The organism is Pseudomonas moraviensis subsp. stanleyae (genome assembly GCF_036283065.1).
Lineage (GTDB): Bacteria > Pseudomonadota > Gammaproteobacteria > Pseudomonadales > Pseudomonadaceae > Aquipseudomonas > Aquipseudomonas stanleyae.
The window spans coordinates 180,874-196,179 of sequence record NZ_JAADJI010000012.1 but is presented as its reverse complement, the minus strand read 5'-3'; the positions used below and the strand labels follow the sequence as shown (position 1 = coordinate 196,179).

The following is a 15,306-nucleotide window of genomic DNA, read 5'->3' as shown; positions in this document are numbered from 1 at the left end:
CCCGTGCCATTGCCTCGACACTCCTATAGGAGCGCAACATGGATATGTCCCTTCTCGCCCACCGCGCGGGCGCCATCATCAATGCCGAGGCTCATGAGTTGCGCCCCGCGCTCAATGGCTTTCTGCTGTTCGTTTGTCTGTTCGCCGGCTATTTCATGCTCCGTCCGATCCGCGAATCGATGGGCATCACTGCCGGCGTCGAGAACCTGCAGTGGCTGTTCACCGCGACCTTCTTCGTCATGCTGGCGGCCGTTCCGCTGTTCGCCTGGCTCAGCGCACGCGTGCCGCGCCTGCATTTCGTGGACTGGGTGTACGGATTTTTCTGCGCCAACCTGTTGTTGTTCGCCGTCTTGTTCCTGGGCGAGGAAAGCCCGTGGCTGGCGCGCGTGTTTTATGTGTGGATATCGGTCTACAACCTGTTTGTCGTATCGGTTGCCTGGAGCCTGATGGCCGACGTGTTCGACAGTGCCCAGGCGAAACGCCTGTTCGCTTTCATCGCCGCGGGCGCCAGCGTCGGCGGCCTGAGTGGCCCTGCGCTGAGCGCCTTGCTGATCGGTCCGCTGGGTGAGTCCGGCCTGATGTTGCTGGCCGCTGTTTTGCTCGGCGCTGCCATGTTGTTCAAGCGCAGGCTGATGCACTGGCGTGAACGGGGTGGCGCAGGACGCCCCGATGCCGCACCGAGCGAAAGCCCCCGCCGGCCGTTGTCGGGCAATCCGTTCAGCGGTATGACAGCCATTTTGAAATCACCTTATCTGTTCGGCATCTGTGGCTTTGTGGTGCTGTTGGCGACAGTCTCCACCTTCCTTTACTTCGAGCAGGCACGTGTCGTCGCCGAACACTTCCCGGACCGCGAGGCGCAGGTACGCGTGTTCGGCATCATCGACTTTGTCGTGCAGGCGGGCGCCCTGCTCTGTCAGCTGTTCATCACTGGACGCGTCGCCCAAAAGCTCGGCGTCGGCGTGCTGTTGGCAATCGTGCCGCTGGTGATGTGCGCTGGGTTTATCGGTCTGATCTTCGCCCCCAGCTTTGGCCTGATCGCCGCGCTGATGATCGTGCGTCGCATCGGTGAGTACGCTCTCGTGCGCCCAGGCCGGGAGATGCTGTTCGCCCCGCTCGATGCCGAAAGCAAGTACAAGGCAAAGAACGTCATCGACACCGTGGTCTACCGCGCCGGCGATGCCATCAGTGCCTGGGCGAAAAGCGCGCTGGACGCCCTCGCGCAAGGTGCAGGCATGGCAGCGCTGGTCGGCGCGTTGTGTGCACTGCTGTGGGGTCTGCTGGGATGGCGGCTCGGCGAACGGGCGGACCGACGATCCAGTGTGTCGGCAGCGCGACAAACCCACGCCTAGCGTTCAAGGGTCATTGACGGAGACCGGCATTGCCGTAGAATCGCCCGCCCAAAAAATCAGCTTGCAGAGCGAGAAGGAGCTTCGATGCAACGGGTGATGATTGTTGGTCAACCAGGGTCTGGCAAAAGTACCTTGGCGCGCAGGCTGGGTGAGCGCACGGGTTTGCCGGTGGTGCATATCGACACGATCCATTGGCAGCCAGGCTGGAACGAGCGCAGCCCGGATGAGAAGACGCGACTTTGCCTGGAGGTCGAGGCGCGTGATCGCTGGATATTCGAAGGTGGTCATTCGACCACTTGGGAAAACCGCGTGGCCCGTGCTGATCTTTTGATCTGGATCGATCGTTCGCCACCGCTTCGATTCTTGCGCGTCCTGCGTAGAACTCTGCTTAACCACGGTCAGTCTCGGCCGGACTTGCCGGAGAACTGCCCCGAGCTGCTGGCGAACCTGCCGGAGTTTCTCAGGTTCATGTGGCAGACAAGAAAAACCTCGCGAGCGAAAATCCGCCATTTCGTATCAACGGCGCCCTCAGCTTGCCGGGTGGTTCATCTGCGGTCGAATCGGCAGACGAGGATTTTTCTCGAAAGTATCGGCCATTCAAAGGGTCAGGCTTTGCAGATTGACTGACGGTTGAGCGCTTCACCAGGGAACTGCCGGTGCCAGCCATCGTCCGAGCCTAAGCGTTTAAGCAAACTGCTCGCCACGAGGTTTCCGTCTGAAAGCTGCCATCGTCAAAAATATCGTCTGAAAGCGCTGTGCGAAACCATCGAAAAGAATCATTGGTGGCGGTGCGACCTGGCGGTTCTGACCGCTGAGGGGGTGGACCTCTGCCTCAGCGTGGGAACAACAACGTCACGGCGAAGCGAAACCCCCAACCCTGTGGGCCGTCATCCGGGCTGTCGAGCCAGTAGCGTGGGCCGGCTTGCACCGTCAGTGGCTGCCCGCCGATTTTCAACAGTTGCGTAACGGTAAGATTGATCGGCACTGACCATTCACGCGCCTGCCAGTTGTAGGTCGACTCAGTGTTTACACCCCATGTAGTAAAGGTGCGGGTGGTATAGGAGAGGAAGGGTTGCAGGAAAGTCTGATCAACCTTGTCCTTGTCATCTGGCGGACTGCCGTCCAGACCCCAGATGTGATTCGCCAGAATGCCATGGGTCCAGCCATTTTCCTGCTTCAGGGCAACGGCGGTCGGGCCGACGCCCCACTGTTCATTACCCAGCAACTCATCGCTGCCGGTGGGAATCAATACCGCCGGGCCGGCGCCGAGAATCCAGCCACTTGCCGTGGGTTCTTTCGGAGAAAAGAAAAAGCTCTGGGTGATATCACCCACACCGGACTTGTCTGCCGCACCATTGGGGGCCAGACCATGTTGGTCGATAACCGGCAGGATCGTGCGCGAAATGAGGTTCCAGTCATCGTTGAGTGTGATTGGCAGGACCGGTTGGATATTGGTCACGCTGCGCATGCCTTCTCCGGTCGGCCCCATTTTCTGATCCCAGTTGTACTGCACCGGCAAGCTGTACATGGCTGCGACAGGGTTAAGAGCTTTTTTGGCCAGCTCGGCCGAGTCTTCAGCTTGAGCGATGGACACAAAGCACTGCGAAACGGACATTGCCGAGAGGAGATAACGCCAGCGGCTTTTCAGATTCATTTGCTTATCCCCCGAAATCAACCAAGCAGGGATGAGAGTAGGCAACAGTGATCAATATGCAATCTTGAGCGACCATTGGAACCGTGCGGTCATTAGTGACCGGCTGTTTATCTCGGGGCGAACCTCTTGTAATGACTCCGGCCTTGTCGAGCTGATGGTCCGACAAAACGGTCATCCTTCGTGCGCAAACCGAACCTTTACCCGCAAGCATCGTCCGAGCTTAAGCGTTTAAGCAAACTGCTCGCCACGAGGTTTCCGTTTGAAAGCTGCCATCGTCAAAAAATACCGTCTGATCATCAAGACCCTTGGCTACGTGGGCTGGTCGTTGTTCTGGCTGTTGCTCTGGGACATTGCCGTCACCGTGGACTTCATGCTGTTTCTCAACGCCAAGCTGAACCTGCCGCTGATGCCGCTGACCTTGCTCGGTTCGGCGTTGATCGTGTTGATCAGTTTTCGCAACAGCAGCGCTTACAACCGCTGGTGGGAAGCGCGGACGTTGTGGGGGTCGATGATCAACAATTCCCGCAGCTTCGCCCGGCAAGTGCTGACGCTGCTGGATGACGCCGGCGGCGAGGTGAATCCGGTCAAGTCGACGCTGTTGCGCCGCCATGTCGCCTATGTGAATTGCCTCGCCGCGCATCTGCAAGGCCAGCCGTGTCCCGACGAGGTGCGGGCGTTTATTCCCGCCGAAGAGTTCGCCCGCAGTGGTACAACCAATAACTTTGCCAACGATATCCTCACCGGCTCGGCGACCCTGCTCGCCAAGGAATACAAGGCCGGGCATCTGGACAGTATTCGCCTGGCGCGGCTTGAGTCGACGCTGGTGGATTTGTCCAACAGCCAGGGTGGCATGGAGCGGATCGCCAATACCCCGCTGCCCTACCCTTACGTGTATTTTCCGCGGCTGTTCATTTCGCTGTTCTGCCTGATCGTACCGATAGGACTGGTGGAATCCCTCGGTTGGTTCACGCCGCTGGCGTCGACCGTGGTCGGGTTCATGCTGCTGGCCATCGAACGCATCGGCACCGATCTGCAAAGCCCGTTCCGCCACAGCGAACACCAGATTCAGATGGAAGCGCTGTGCGAAACCATTGAAAAGAACTTGCAGTCGATGCAGCGTGATTCCTTGGGGGATGTGCGCAGGCTTGAAGAGCCCGCTTAAGGCGCTGCTTTAGCAGCAGCGCTTTTCATCGGATGCAGAGCAATTATTGATAAGTGTCCGCCTCCTCGGCCGGATAAAACTCGCCCTGCTTGCCCAGCTCTTCCAGTCGTTCGCGCGCGATCACTTCAACGCGAGCCACTGCGGCCTGATCGTCAGGATCCACCAGTTGCAAACACAGGCGTCGGACATTCTGATCATGGGTGCCCTCGCTGAGCATTTCGTGGGTGAAGACCTGTTCAGCACGCCATAGGCATAACTGGGTATGAGTCCCGCCGAGCCATATCTCGTTGATTGATCCAAGATCAGTGGTTGCCAATTGATCCACGGTAATTGTCTTATCCATTGCGCCGTACCTTGAAAATGCTTGTGTACAGGTACGACTTGCAGGCATAGCGAGTCGTTCAAGTCGTCGACAGTCCCCACGCCCCTGTCTCACTTATTCGGAAGATTCCTGTGAAATCGCCAAAAATCGAAGATTACATCGCTCAATGGCCATTACTGGGCGTGGACTCCGCTGCCCCTTGGGCGGTGGCTCAGGATTGCGAGAGCCGGATTCTGGAATTGCTTGAAACGCTCGGCCCGGGATACCGGCGCCACGACTATTGTGCGATTCATGAAACCGCCATCGTTGAGCAAGGCGCCGTTCTCAAAGGCGCAATCATCATCGGCGCGGGCTGTTTCGTAGCAGCGGGCGCTTACCTCCGTGGAGGCGTTTACCTAGGCAGAAACTGCATCGTTGGCCCCAGCTGTGAGCTGAAAAGTACCTTCATGCTCGATGGCAGCAAGCTTGCCCACTTCAACTTCGTCGGCGACTCATTGATTGGCGAAGCGGTGAATATTGAAGCCGGCGCGATCATCGCCAACTACCGCAACGAACTGGACGGGGCTTATATCAAGATCCGCCACGAAGATCAGGTGATCGAAACAGGTGTCAGCAAGTTTGGAGCGCTGGTGGGTGATGGCTGCAAGATTGGCGCAAACGCTGTGATTGCTCCTGGCGCTTTGTTGCGGCCCCACACACGTGTGCCTCGTCTGGGGTTGATTGATCAGTTTGCTTACGAGTAACACCAGATAGTGGCGAGCGTCAGTTTTCGACCAGAAGCAAAAGTGCTTACTTTTGCCGCGTAATTTGTCTTCGCGGCATTCTCAGAAACTCGCCTTCGACATTCGCTCCGGACTGATGACTGACCTTCGCCACAGACAGCCAAAGGCGCACATTCCCACCGCATGCCCGCTATATCGGCCTATCGGTACGTCAACTCTTCCGAGCCCAACTCCCGAACATCACATCACCGACGTAGATACCCGAAGAAGCTGATCGCTCCTGATCCAGACGCGCCTGCAACGTGTCAATGTCGACCTCTTCTGCACTGGCCACCCCTAACGCAATGATTCGTGGCAAGCATGCTCGAACGATGGCGCCAAGGCTGTAGGGAGCATCCGGCGTCTGTACCAGGCACTCAGCGCGCACGCTTTCAACGGTCAAGCCTGCCTGGGTGAAAATGCCGTGCAGGTTGAACCCGATGTGCAAATCCGCGCCTTCGTGAGCGAGCATTTGCTGTAACCAGCGTTGCGCTCTTGCATGCAAAGGGAAAGGCTCGACGCTGGCAGGCGCCAGCGTCGTATCGTGTTCCTGGAAGACCATGATTCCGCCGGGACGCAGACACTTCGACAGCGCCCGGATCGTCGCCACCGCATCCGGTTGATACATCAGCACGCGTCTGCCGACGATGCCGTCAAAAGTGCCGATAGAGTCAGGCAATTCCTGGAGATCTGCCTCGAGAAAATTCAGCGCATGTCCTGCGGTGCGCTGGCGAGCAATGGCAATCGCAGCGGCGTCGTGATCGACCCCGATGACTTCCCCGTTTTCCACTAGATCACACAGCAGCAAAGAAACATCACCCGAACCGCAGCCTACGTCGAGGATCCGCATTCCTTTGCCGATGCCCGCGTCGATCAGCAAGCGTGTGGTGAAGTCGAGTCGGTTGAGCGGCATTATCAAATTCCCTGAGTTTTCCGAAAAATCATGGCAGGCACGTCAGTCATCTGCCACCCAACAGCGCTTCATCTTTCGCCACCGCACGTTGATAGGCGTCGCGGCTGGTCAACTTCTCGGCATAGGCGAGAAACGCAGGCCTCGGCGGCAAGGTTTGCAAGCCTAACCCCCAGCCAATGTGGGAGCCAACATAAACGTCTGCAGCGGTGAAGCGTTCCCCGGCGATAAACGGCTGCGCCAATACCGCGCGCTCAAGCTGATCGACCGTGCGCTCATAGCTTCCGTATCCAAAGAAAAACTCCTGATCCGGCGTTGGGTTGAAACCGGCACGGTGGTTGGTGACCGCCTGCTCCAGCGGCCCCGCAGCGAAAAACATCCAACGGTAAAAAGCGGCCCGTTCCGTCGCCAGTGGGGCCAGCCCGGCTTCGGGAAATGCCTGCGCCAGGTACGCACAGATGGCGGCAGTTTCTGTTATGGTTTGGCCGTTGTGAACCAGGGCCGGGATCTTTCCCATCGGATTCACGTCGCGAAAAAAGCCGACACGCCGATCATCAGCATCGGCCATCGTTGGCACTGCCAGCGCAGCACCACCCCAACGGTCAGCCTGACTGGTCGACTGATAATCCATCACCACCGTCTCATACGCGCAGCCGATTTCTTCGAGCATCCAGCGCACCATGCGTCCACGCGAATTGGGATTGGTATAGAACGTCATTGTCATCGTGAGCTCCTTTTGGCTCGGTGTGTTGACGACAATGTTAAGAGCGAATTGATGTCAGCCCGTGGGCAACTTCCGCCAGAATACTTGCAGAACGCGCCATTCGCGGCGTGTTGCATCACGCATTACCGCCATCCTGCGGTTCGGAGCCTGGAAATGTCGTACCTTCACACCAGCGCCGAGCGGTGCAAATTGCCCAAGGTGTTCTGGGAATCAATAGCGCAGCTGGGCCTGGATCCGTCGTTGATTGAGCAACATGCTCAACTGCCCCACGACCTTCATCTGAACGAATCGACCTTTGTCAGCACACCGCAGTTGTTCGCTGTCTGGAACGCCATTGAGGCGCTTTCGGCAGATCCCGCTTTTGCGATAAAAATGGTTCGCGACACGCCCAGTGCGAAGCACAAAATGGCGTTCATCACGGCGTTATATGCGGCTGATTATCGCGACGGACTTGCGCGGTTGGCGCGCTTGCAGCGCCTGTGCAGTCCCGACAAATTATCCATGGTCGAGCGCCAGGACACTGTGTCATTTACGATTCAGTGGCCATCCGGCTCCGGGCCTGCGCCCTATCTTTCAGTGGAGGCGTGTTTTGCCTTGGTACTGGAACTCGGTCGACGAGGCACCGGTAAACACATCAAGCCTCTGTCATTGAGTTTGAGACGGCCAAAGCCACCGCTGGAAACCCATGCAGATTATTTCGCCTTTCCCATCAACTACGGCGCCAGCCATGACGAGATGGTCGTGAGCGCCTCTGATCTTGAGCGGCCGTTTCTGCACCACAATGCGCAGGTGCTGCACATGATGAGCCCCGGCCTCGATGCCGCATTACGCGCAATCGAAGCGCCGGTTGGCTTCTGTGAGCAGGTCATTGAAATACTCAAGCGCACGCTGGCGAATGGACGGCCAAGTTTGCAACACCTGGCCCGAGAACTGTTGCAGAGCGAGCGAACCTTGCAGCGCCGCTTGGCGTCCGAGGGCACGACCTTCAACGCACTGCTCAACGAGGCGAGGCGTCAAGTGGGGTTGCACCTGCTGGCTGATACGAGCCTGGAGCTCAAAGAGGTGGCGTATCTTCTGGGTTATGACGACGTCAACTCTTACTATCGGGCTTTCCGGCAATGGGAAAAGGTTTCGCCCAGTCAGTGGCGTCGTTCGTTTAATAGCTGATATGAACCAGGTCTGAAGCCGCCGGCTCTCAAAATGATGTCCGCTCTAGTTGGCGATAAATTTGTTGTTGGTTTTATTTGTCGTACTGTCAACAAACCAAATCGAGCCCCCTTCTGTTAAAACCTTACTGCATTCCTTGCCGTATTTTTGATAGGTAATGCAGATCACATCCTCTGTAACAACCCAGCTTCCCGACTGCATGGACTCGCTTGAGATGTGAATCTGTGCAGTTCCGTCAGCGCTTAATACTTGAGAAAAAGGATAGCCAGTGGAAGTTACGCTGGAATGTTTTCGGCCTATGACCGTAGTTTTTATTTCGCTGCCCGTTAGCTGCCTTGCGTTCGCCGGTGCGTCCGCATGGGCGTCGAGTGCAGCTTGATGACCAGACGATGCGCAGCCAACCATGAATAGAATGGCAAGCGCGCAGAAAATTATCTTTTTCATAACTTTCATCCTTTCACTTGTTGAAGCGCGATTGGAGTACCGGTCTGATATTAGACAAACACTGGATCAACAATATATTCGATCACGATAAAACCAATCGCACTCGCTTCTATATTTCGTAAACTTGTAAAGTTATCGGACACAGTCATAGTTAGTTTATAGCGTCGGCGCCATTCGTTTTTTGAGAATTCCTGCACGATTCACCTTGACCATATATTTACTGGCGCCCGATTGCTGAATTTTTCAATGCTCACCGGCAAATTCCCAGTCGCGCCGCAAGTCGCCTACGACGCATATCGTTCCATCAGAAATGACCGTTGAAAGCCTAAAGCAGACGAATCCCAAGCCTTGTCACCAGACAGTCATGCCGGTCTTCTAATCTTCCTGCCTCAACTGATGACCCAAGAGCCCGCATTTCAAAATGCCGCCCATCACCGCCACCTCCGCATCCCGCCAAAAAATCATCCTGCGCTCCGACAACCTCACCTCCGCCGACTTCGGTGCCCTCTTCTCCAGGCTCTTCGGCAATCGCTACGCCGATACCCCGCCGCCGCCCTCCAACATCATCATCGGCGGGGTCTACGGGCGGCACGACGGGGTGAGTTTTCGGCGCATGCATTACCACGGCGATTTCAGCGTCACCCTCCCCGATCAGCAAAACGAAATCACCTTCGTCATTCCCACCGCTGGCAAGATCGTTTTCAACCACGTCACTGAATCCATCGGCATGGCGCACGTCGGTCTGGCGATCGACAAGGCGGATATCCGTTCGATGCGCTTTGTTGACGATCACGCGCATCACGGCATTTCGATCAATCGTCAGCAGCTCACCGAGCGTTTGTCGACGCTGCTGGAGAAGCCGATCGTGCAGAAGATTGCGTTTGCGCCCAGGGTTGATCTGCATTCACCGGCATTCCAAGGCCTCAAGGCGTTGATCGATCTGGCCACCGGCACCGAGTTCGATGCCTTGATCAACAGCGGCACGTTGATGCCCTCGCGTTTGCGCGAGATGTTGATCGATGCGGTGCTGGAGGCGTGGCCGCACAATTTCACCGAGGCGTTGCGCCGGCCCGCGCCGAGTGTGGCGCCGCGGCATGTGAAGGTGGCGATGGAGTTTATTCAGGCGCATCCGCAGCAACTGGTCAGCGGCGTGGAGCTGGCGCGGTTGAGTCACGTCAGTCAGCGCGCGTTGCAGGAAGGTTTCCGGCGTTTTGTCGGGATGTCGATCGTGGCGTACCAGCGCCAGGTGCGTTTGCAACGCGCGCATGAAGCGTTGGTACGGGGGCATGCCGGATCGGTGACGGAAGTGGCGCTACGTTTTGGCTTCAGCAATGTCGGGCGCTTTTGTCAGTATTTTCAGGAGGCTTATGGCGTAAGCCCGGCGGAGTTGAAAGCCAGGCGTTGACCATTCGCTCCGGTGACATCTGCATTTGATTGAACAGCAGGAATCTCAGGGCGACTAACCCCAGACAGGCCACTTGGCGAAAAAGGGGGTTTCAATGACCGAGGATTTCATCGGCTTTTTCACGACGCACACAATTTTGGGAATTTCACTGGCGAACTGGGTGCTGGCGTTTCTCGCCGCGACGCTCAGTTATCTGCTGACCACCACGGCGATCCGTTTCGTGTTCCGCAAGGTGCAGGCGCGGGCCAGCGCCGGCAATGGGCATCTGACGTACATGGCCAGCGAAGTGCTGGCGGCGACCAGCACCACGTTGCTGCTGTTGGCGTCGATCCTGGTCGGCATCGGGTTGCTGGATTTGCCGGAGCGCTGGCTCGGGCGGGTCAGCAGTTTGTGGTTCGTCGTCGCGGCATTGCAGGTCGGCCTGTGGACCAACCGCGCACTGGCACTGGGGCTGCATCGCTATTTCTCGCGGCACAACGCGACTGGCACCTTTCAAGCAAGTGCCTTGGCGACCCTGAGCCTGTGGGGCGTCAAGGTGTTGCTGTGGGCGGTGATTCTGCTGGCAATGCTGTCGAACCTCGGCGTCAACATCACTGCGTTTGTCGCCAGCCTTGGTGTCGGCGGTATCGCCGTGGCGCTGGCGGTGCAGAACATTCTCGGCGACGTGTTCGCCTCGCTGTCGATTGCCGTCGACAAGCCGTTCGAGGTGGGCGATTTCATCGTCGTCGGCACGTTGGCCGGTACGGTCGAGCACGTCGGCCTGAAGACCACGCGCATCCGCAGTCTCGGCGGTGAGCAGATTGTCATGGCCAACGCCGACATGATCGGCAGCACCATTCAGAACTACAAACGCTTGCAGGAGCGTCGGGTGGTGTTCGAGTTTCGCCTGACTTACGAGTGCACGACCGAACAGATCCGCCAGATCACCCAGCGCGTTGAAAGCATCATCAAGAACGAAAAACAGGCGCGCTTCGACCGCTGCCATTTCCGCAGTTTTGGTGAGAGCGCGCTGGAATTCGAGACGGTGTATATCGTTCTGGACGCCAGCTACAACGTCTACATGGACGTGCAGCAACGCATCAACCTGGCGATCATGGAAGCGGTCGCCGAGCTGGACGCGACGTTCGCCTTCCCGGCGCGCACGGTGCATGTCGCCTCGCTGCCCGAGCCCGCCGCGCAGCCGGCACGCACACAACAATCGTCGCGTGCGCAGCATGCCTGAGGCCGAAAGTAACCTGTGGCGAGGGAGCTTGCTCCCGCTTGACTGCGCAGCAGTCCCGTCTTTTTAGGGCCGCTTCGCGACCCAACGGGAGCAAGCTCCCTCGCCACATTGATATGTTCGCCGGGGTTAGAACGCGTAACTGGCCTTGAGTCCGCCATTGAAACCATGGCTATCACCGCCACCGTTGGCGCCAACCTCAGCGCCCACACTCAGGGCGCCGAGGTTGGCCATCAGATTAACGCCGCCGCTGAACTGATCTCGGTTATCGAAAGCCGCGCGCTGCTCGATATCCAGCCCCAGCAGATGACCTTCGCTGTCGACTTGCTGATCCCCGAGCGCACGTTCATAGCCCACGCGGACGCCCGGAACCAACTGCCACGCACCCATCGCCACTGGGGCGAATGACACGTCGAGATTGACCACTGCGCTGTGGCGGGTTTGCTTGATGCTGTCGACGTCGAGCGCCAGTTCACTGCCCTTCTCCTGGAAACCCTGCAAGTCGAGATGACTGACGCGAAAGCCCAGGCTTGGTTCGACGATCACTCCGCTGAGCGGTGCGCGATAACCCAACGCCAAGGTCGCGCCGGTGAGATTGCCGTGGGTGTCACCTTTGGCTGTGCCTAGGCCACCGCCAAGCTCGCGCTGGCTGTCGTAGTCGACGTAACCGGCACTGGCGCTGGCGTCGACAAACACGCCGCGCTCAAGGCTGGTCAAGCCGTAACGCGCCCCGAGATTGAGGAAGGTGAAATCAGTATCGGCCTCGCCATCGGCCCCGCCGACGTTGCCCTTGCTGTAGCCGAAACCGCCACGCGCGCTGAGTTGCTCGCTGAAGCGTTGAGTGATGCCGAGCATCAGGCCCTGGCTATGCTCGTTGCTGCTGTCGGCGTGGGCCGAGCCGTCGGTGCCGAGGTAACTCGCGAGTGCGCTGCTCCAGAGGCGGTATTGGCCGACCTTCAGATCGCTGCCGCTGGCGAACGCTGCGGCGGCTTGTTCGATCATCGCGTTCTGGCGCAGCAGATAGCTGGCCGCATCGGCGTGGACTTGGCCGCCGACTTGAGATTCGACACCGCCCAAAGTGCCGGCGTCGATCGCCGATTGCAGGTAGTAGTTGTAGGCGCTGTAGGTGCCGGACAGCTCGCTGTCCTGCAACTGCCGCAGCAATTCGGCGCCAGCGGCGGCATTGCCGATCAGCCCGGCCTGCCCCGGCAAGCTGTTGTACTCGACCAGTTTGCCGCGCAGCACGTAAATGGTCTCCTGCGACAGACCGAGGCCCTGCTTGAGGTAGTTGTCCATGCTGCCGTACTCGGCGGCGACCTGGTCGAGGCCGGCCTGCAAGTAACTGGCCTGCACGCCGAGCAGCGGCTCGTACACGGCAGCCATGCTCGGCGGCAAGGCTTTCAGAGTCGCAGCGACGCGGGCGGCGGTGTAGTCGTTGGTCGCCAGATAGTTGGCCATGATCGTCGCCTCATCAACGCCGGCGATGCTCTGCAACACAGCGGCGGTCCAGCCGGTGCGATCCTTGCCGGCGGTGCAATGGAACAGCTGCGCGGCGTCGACACTCGCCAGTTCATTGAACAACTGGCCGAACTGCCCGCGCATGCCGGCATCGCTGACGAAAGCGCGGTTGGTCTGTTCCATCATCGCCACGGCTTCGGCCGCGCTGTGGAACGAAATGTTGGTGATGTCCGCACCGGAGGTGGTGCTGCCGATAATGTCGATGTTGCGATAGGCCGCGCCGCTGATCAGGGTGTCGGGCGTGGTGGCAATTTCACCGGGCGTGCGCAGGTCGTAGATGACTTTGATGCCCAGACCATTGAGCGTCGCCAGGTCCGCCGCCGACGGCGTCAGCGCATTGGAGCGGTAGAACACGCCGCTGCGCATAGTGCCGTCATGGGCGGTGGAATACGCGGTCGTAATGCCGGCGATATCGCGGAAGTTGTCGATACCGGACAAGCGCGGCGTGTCGAGGGCGACAGGCTCGGCCGCGTGGGCAGCAGCGATGGACAGGCTCAGAACGGACAGCGAACACAGAAGACGTTGGAACACAATGCAGCCTCATGAAATCAGCGTTGGGCTGGTCACTATGGGCAGGCGAGTGGGAAGCAATATGACAGTTTCGGGCGGCAACAAAATGCCTGCGCGAATGGGCCGTGGGATGCGTGATCTGTCCAAAAATCTCGAAATTGTTGAGGACCCTGTGGGAGCTAGCCTGCTCGCGAAAGCGGCGTGTCAGGCAACTCGATTGAAACCCCAAAAAAGCGTTCGCGAGCAGGCTCGCTCCCACAGGGGTATTACAGTGGACGTGGGAAAGTATCCGGTTTTTGTACTTGTCGCGCGCAGCGACAACGCCTTATAAGACTGCCATCACTTTCAAGAACAAGAGGCTGTACCCATGAGCAACGCCTGGAACGAAGGTTATTTCACCGACGAAGGCTACACCTACAGCTATAGCCGGGAGATCAATCCGGTATTCCTGCGTTACTGCCTGTTGTTGCGAGGTTTTGCCACGCTGGACAGCAGCGACGGCGTGCACTGCGAACTGGGCTTTGGCCAAGGTGTGTCGATAAACATCCACGCCACAGCCAACCCGGGCTCGTTTGTCGGCACGGATTTCCACCCGGGCATGGCCGCTCACGCCATCGACCTCGCGGCTGCCGCTAACAACGGCGCCCGCCTGTATGACGACAGCTTCGAACAGCTGCTCGCACGCAACGATCTGCCGCAGTTCGACAGCATCAGCCTGCACGGCATCTGGACCTGGGTCAGCCGCGACAACCAGAAACTGATCGTCGAATTCGCCCGCCGCCACTTGAAACCGGGTGGCATGCTTTACGTCAGCTACAACTGCTTCCCCGGCTGGTCGCCATCGGCGCCGCTGCGCAATCTGTTCAGCCTGCACGATCGTTTTGCCAATGCCTCGTCGCGCTCCGATCAGCGCATCGAAGCCGCGCTGCAATTTTCCGAAGCACTGCTCGCCGCCAACCCGAAATACGCCGCTGCGGCGCCGAGCCTCGGCGCGCGGCTGCAGAGCATCAAAGGCCAGGATCGTCACTACGTCGCCCACGAATATTTCAACCGCGACTGGAATTGCATGTATTTCACCGACATCGTCGATGCGCTGGCCCCGGCCAAGCTCGACTACGCCACCACCGCCGTTCCGCTGGACTCGGTCGACCCGCTCAATCTGAGCGCTGAAGGCATGGACTTCCTGGAAAGCATCGAACACCCGATCATGCGTGAGCAAGCGCGCGATTACTTCGTCAACCAGCACTTCCGCCGCGATCTGTACGTGCGTGGCGCCACCCGGCTATCGGCTGCCGAACGCCGCGCGCGGATGCTGCACAGCCGTTTCGTGCTGCTGCAACCCTGGGAAACCGTCGCGGGCTCGGTCACCGGTCCTGCCGGCGAAGCGACCCTGCAAGCGGAGATCTACGACCCGGTGCTCGATGCGCTGGCGGCGCAGGACTATGCAGCCAAATCGATGCGCCAATTGCTCTGCGAAGCTGCCCCGCTGAGTTACGACGACCTCGAACAAGCCCTCGCCGTGCTGATCGGCATGGGCGCCGTCGCACCGTGCCAGAGCGAGGGCGCCGAATCGCAGGTCAGCGGGCGCTGCGCTGCACTCAATCTGCAACTGTGCAAACGCTCGCTGTACGGCGCCAACATCCAGACCCTGGCCAGTCCCGTCACCGGCGGCGGCGTGACGGTCAGCCGCTTTCAGCAGTTGTTCCTGATCTCGATCAAGCAAGGCAAACAGCAGCCGGCCGAATGGGCGCAATTGGCGTGGGGGGTGATCAGCGAACAAGGTGAAGTACTGGTCGACAATGGCCAGCCGCTGCTCACTGCCGAGGCCAATATTGCCGAACTGACCAGACAGGCTCAGGTGTTCGCCGAGCAGACGCTGCCTGTGCTCAGAGCACTGAAAATCGCCTGACGCGTCAATCGGGTCTGTTTATCTCTACAGAACGACCCAGTCTGCTCCCTCTCCCTCCGGGAGAGGGCTGGGGTGAGGGGCTTTTGATTCTGGATGTCACGGGTGAACCCTGCCCCCGAGCCAACCGTCCTGTTTGCGGAACTTTCCGCCCTCTGCCGTCCGTCCAGCACACCTGCGAAAAACGAAATTTCCGCTCCAGCCGCTCCTCACAACTATGCATGCGCTCACACCCACAAGGGTGACTGCGCGATA

The 15,306-nt window shown here is 58.9% G+C and carries 14 protein-coding genes; 8 read left to right on the top strand and 6 right to left on the bottom strand.

What is annotated here, in order from left to right:
• Positions 1-38 precede the first annotated feature (38 nt).
• Together GXB78_RS22405 and GXB78_RS22400 are read left to right on the top strand one after the other, a co-directional pair.
• Positions 39-1,349, top strand: a complete 1,311-nt coding sequence (locus GXB78_RS22405; RefSeq protein ID WP_329517038.1) for an NTP/NDP exchange transporter — start codon at positions 39-41, stop codon at positions 1,347-1,349.
• 84 nt (positions 1,350-1,433) lie between these two features.
• The gene (locus tag GXB78_RS22400; protein ID WP_329517037.1) at positions 1,434-1,976 is read left to right on the top strand and encodes a P-loop NTPase family protein; all 543 of its coding nucleotides are present in this window, start codon (positions 1,434-1,436) and stop codon (positions 1,974-1,976) included.
• A gap of 205 nt (positions 1,977-2,181) precedes the next feature.
• Here the strand turns inward: GXB78_RS22400 and GXB78_RS22395 are convergent, their stop codons facing one another.
• A complete protein-coding gene (locus tag GXB78_RS22395; RefSeq protein WP_329517088.1) occupies positions 2,182-2,964 on the bottom strand; it encodes a transporter in 783 nt (260 codons plus the stop codon).
• A gap of 298 nt (positions 2,965-3,262) precedes the next feature.
• Here GXB78_RS22395 and GXB78_RS22390 point away from each other — a divergent pair, with 298 nt between their 5' ends.
• A complete protein-coding gene (locus tag GXB78_RS22390; protein ID WP_329517036.1) occupies positions 3,263-4,165 on the top strand; it encodes a bestrophin family protein in 903 nt (300 codons plus the stop codon).
• Positions 4,166-4,208: 43 nt separating this feature from the next.
• Here GXB78_RS22390 and GXB78_RS22385 read toward each other — a convergent pair whose 3' ends face one another.
• Positions 4,209-4,508: a hypothetical protein gene (locus tag GXB78_RS22385; RefSeq protein ID WP_329517035.1), complete on the bottom strand. Its 300-nt coding sequence runs from the start codon at positions 4,506-4,508 to the stop codon at positions 4,209-4,211.
• Between the two features lie 110 nt (positions 4,509-4,618).
• Here GXB78_RS22385 and GXB78_RS22380 point away from each other — a divergent pair, with 110 nt between their 5' ends.
• Positions 4,619-5,230: an LbetaH domain-containing protein gene (locus GXB78_RS22380; protein WP_329517034.1), complete on the top strand. Its 612-nt coding sequence runs from the start codon at positions 4,619-4,621 to the stop codon at positions 5,228-5,230.
• A 190-nt stretch (positions 5,231-5,420) separates the two neighbouring features.
• On the opposite strand, the gene GXB78_RS22375 is transcribed toward GXB78_RS22380, so the two are convergent.
• Together GXB78_RS22375 and GXB78_RS22370 are read right to left on the bottom strand one after the other, a co-directional pair.
• A complete protein-coding gene (locus tag GXB78_RS22375) occupies positions 5,421-6,161 on the bottom strand; it encodes a methyltransferase domain-containing protein (protein WP_329517033.1) in 741 nt (246 codons plus the stop codon).
• Positions 6,162-6,207: 46 nt separating this feature from the next.
• Entirely contained in the window at positions 6,208-6,882 is a 675-nt protein-coding gene (locus GXB78_RS22370; protein WP_329517032.1) for a glutathione S-transferase family protein, read from the bottom strand.
• Positions 6,883-7,035: 153 nt separating this feature from the next.
• Here GXB78_RS22370 and GXB78_RS22365 point away from each other — a divergent pair, with 153 nt between their 5' ends.
• Positions 7,036-8,049, top strand: a complete 1,014-nt coding sequence (locus GXB78_RS22365; protein ID WP_329517031.1) for an AraC family transcriptional regulator — start codon at positions 7,036-7,038, stop codon at positions 8,047-8,049.
• Between the two features lie 45 nt (positions 8,050-8,094).
• Here GXB78_RS22365 and GXB78_RS22360 read toward each other — a convergent pair whose 3' ends face one another.
• The gene (locus GXB78_RS22360) at positions 8,095-8,493 is read right to left on the bottom strand and encodes a hypothetical protein (RefSeq protein WP_329517030.1); all 399 of its coding nucleotides are present in this window, start codon (positions 8,491-8,493) and stop codon (positions 8,095-8,097) included.
• Positions 8,494-8,914: 421 nt separating this feature from the next.
• Between GXB78_RS22360 and GXB78_RS22355 the strand changes: the two genes are divergently transcribed.
• Positions 8,915-9,898, top strand: coding sequence for a helix-turn-helix transcriptional regulator (locus GXB78_RS22355; protein WP_329517029.1), 984 nt, complete (start codon positions 8,915-8,917; stop codon positions 9,896-9,898).
• A 94-nt stretch (positions 9,899-9,992) separates the two neighbouring features.
• Positions 9,993-11,120 (top strand): mechanosensitive ion channel family protein, encoded by a 1,128-nt coding sequence (locus GXB78_RS22350; RefSeq protein WP_042610236.1) that lies wholly within the window; start codon positions 9,993-9,995, stop codon positions 11,118-11,120.
• A gap of 126 nt (positions 11,121-11,246) precedes the next feature.
• Here the strand turns inward: GXB78_RS22350 and GXB78_RS22345 are convergent, their stop codons facing one another.
• Positions 11,247-13,166, bottom strand: coding sequence for a tyrosine-protein phosphatase (locus GXB78_RS22345; RefSeq protein WP_329517028.1), 1,920 nt, complete (start codon positions 13,164-13,166; stop codon positions 11,247-11,249).
• Positions 13,167-13,512: 346 nt separating this feature from the next.
• Here GXB78_RS22345 and GXB78_RS22340 point away from each other — a divergent pair, with 346 nt between their 5' ends.
• Positions 13,513-15,054: a class I SAM-dependent methyltransferase gene (locus GXB78_RS22340; protein WP_329517027.1), complete on the top strand. Its 1,542-nt coding sequence runs from the start codon at positions 13,513-13,515 to the stop codon at positions 15,052-15,054.
• Positions 15,055-15,306: the final 252 nt, after the last annotated feature.

Excerpts from the sequence above, each read along its gene's own strand:
- GXB78_RS22405 (WP_329517038.1), top strand. The coding sequence starts at position 39 with ATGGATATGTCCCTTCTCGCCCACCGCGCGGGCGCCATCATCAATGCC.
- GXB78_RS22400 (WP_329517037.1), top strand. The coding sequence starts at position 1,434 with ATGCAACGGGTGATGATTGTTGGTCAACCAGGGTCTGGCAAAAGTACC.
- GXB78_RS22395 (WP_329517088.1), bottom strand. The coding sequence starts at position 2,964 with ATGTCCGTTTCGCAGTGCTTTGTGTCCATCGCTCAAGCTGAAGACTCG.
- GXB78_RS22385 (WP_329517035.1), bottom strand. The coding sequence starts at position 4,508 with ATGGATAAGACAATTACCGTGGATCAATTGGCAACCACTGATCTTGGA.
- GXB78_RS22375 (WP_329517033.1), bottom strand. The coding sequence starts at position 6,161 with ATGCCGCTCAACCGACTCGACTTCACCACACGCTTGCTGATCGACGCG.
- GXB78_RS22370 (WP_329517032.1), bottom strand. The coding sequence starts at position 6,882 with ATGACAATGACGTTCTATACCAATCCCAATTCGCGTGGACGCATGGTG.
- GXB78_RS22365 (WP_329517031.1), top strand. The coding sequence starts at position 7,036 with ATGTCGTACCTTCACACCAGCGCCGAGCGGTGCAAATTGCCCAAGGTG.
- GXB78_RS22360 (WP_329517030.1), bottom strand. The coding sequence starts at position 8,493 with ATGAAAAAGATAATTTTCTGCGCGCTTGCCATTCTATTCATGGTTGGC.
- GXB78_RS22355 (WP_329517029.1), top strand. The coding sequence starts at position 8,915 with ATGCCGCCCATCACCGCCACCTCCGCATCCCGCCAAAAAATCATCCTG.
- GXB78_RS22350 (WP_042610236.1), top strand. The coding sequence starts at position 9,993 with ATGACCGAGGATTTCATCGGCTTTTTCACGACGCACACAATTTTGGGA.
- GXB78_RS22340 (WP_329517027.1), top strand. The coding sequence starts at position 13,513 with ATGAGCAACGCCTGGAACGAAGGTTATTTCACCGACGAAGGCTACACC.